Annotated in this window: 1 pseudogene; it reads right to left on the reverse strand. The window is 58.8% G+C overall.

Features of this window, described 5'->3' with window-relative positions:
• Window positions 1-670: pseudogene (locus IT41_RS20480) on the reverse strand (IS5 family transposase); the annotation flags it as partial.
• Window positions 671-674 lie beyond the last annotated feature (4 nt).

Consider the following 674-nt stretch of genomic DNA (forward strand, 5'->3'; position numbering starts at 1 on the left):
CAGTCCTTCAAGCGTCCAAACATGATTTCGATGCGGTTGCGGCGTTTGTATCGGCGCTTGTCATATTTGACTGCCTCCTTACGGGATTTCCGGCCGGGGATGCAGACCTTTATCCCCTTGTCTGTCAAGGCATCTCTGAACCAGTCGGCATCATAGCCCCGATCGGCCAGCAGCCAATCCGCCTCCGGCAGGCTGCCCAGAAGTGCCGCTGCCCCGGTGTAATCGCTGACTTGTCCGGCGGACATGAAGAACCCTATCGGGCGGCCCTTCGCGTCGGTGACGGCGTGTAGCTTGGTGTTCATGCCGCCCTTGGTCCGGCCTATCTGACGAGCGCACCCCCTTTTTTTACCGCCAGGCTCGACGCCGTGCGATGGGCTTTCAGATAGGTCGCATCCATCATGATTGTCTTGTGCTCGGTTCCCTCGGCGGCCAGGCCCATCATGATCCGGGCAAAGACACCATTGTCGCTCCAGCGCTTCCAGCGGTTATAGAGCGTCTTGGCCGGGCCATATTCCCTGGGCGCATCGCACCATCGCAACCCATTGCGATTGATGAATATTATGCCGCTCAGCACACGACGGTCGTCAACGCGTGGCTTGCCGTGGGACTTCGGGAAATAGGGTTTCAGACGCTCCATCTGCGCGTCAGTCAGCCAGAAAAGGTTGCTCATGGAT

The organism is Paracoccus halophilus, from assembly GCF_000763905.1.
In the GTDB taxonomy this organism is placed as follows: Bacteria; Pseudomonadota; Alphaproteobacteria; order Rhodobacterales; family Rhodobacteraceae; genus Paracoccus; species Paracoccus halophilus.